We start from the raw sequence: 695 nt of genomic DNA, 5'->3' as shown, positions 1-695 counted from the left end.
ATTTTCGGTGACTTAGAATAACCCAACGTTTTACGATTGAGTCGCTTAAGTCGGTTGCGCAACGTCAAATTCTCCCGCTCAATACGTTGAGTGAAGGTTTTTCCGACAACATGCTGGTTTTTGGGTAATAAACTGTAAGCTTTGAAATTATCTGTACACCAGAAGACAACATTAAACGAAGCCAGTTTTTTGAGGAGTTTCTTGAGTGTTTTTTTGCTTCTTGCTCCGAATGTATGGGCAATGATACGTTTTAATCGAGGTTCCCAAGCATACCATAACCAACGTTGGCACTTTTTATTCCCGACAAATGACCACACCTCATCAACTTCACAACGTTGACATTATCCAGTGGAAGCGTTGTTACGCATCGTGGTTGGAGTTTTTTAAAGTGCGAACAACAGCATTGATACTGATATGTAATGCACGGGCCGTATCACGGATACCCGCATTATTCATGGCAAGGTCAACAACTTGTTCTTTTATACCCGCTTGGCACGCGCGATAGGCGTAATCCAGTTGGAAGGTTCGCTGGCAGGAAAAACAGCGATAGCGTTGGTGTCCTGCCTCACCTTTGCCATGCTTTTTGACGTATTCAGTTTGCTGACAAAATCGACATTTTACTTCAACAGTCGCCATGTGACTTCTCCGAAAAAATGACGATTATACACAACCATCAACAGGTTGAATACGTGACC

General features: G+C 42.9%; 1 pseudogene. It reads right to left on the bottom strand.

Going from position 1 to position 695, the window contains the following annotated elements:
- A pseudogene (locus tag Xind_RS19715) lies at positions 1-636 on the bottom strand (IS1 family transposase); the annotation flags it as partial.
- Between the last annotated feature and the right edge of the window lie 59 nt (positions 637-695).

The organism is Xenorhabdus indica (genome assembly GCF_014467235.1).
Lineage (GTDB): Bacteria > Pseudomonadota > Gammaproteobacteria > Enterobacterales > Enterobacteriaceae > Xenorhabdus > Xenorhabdus indica.
Note: the sequence above shows the minus strand (reverse complement) of the source record. Positions and strands in the feature narration are given on the sequence as shown.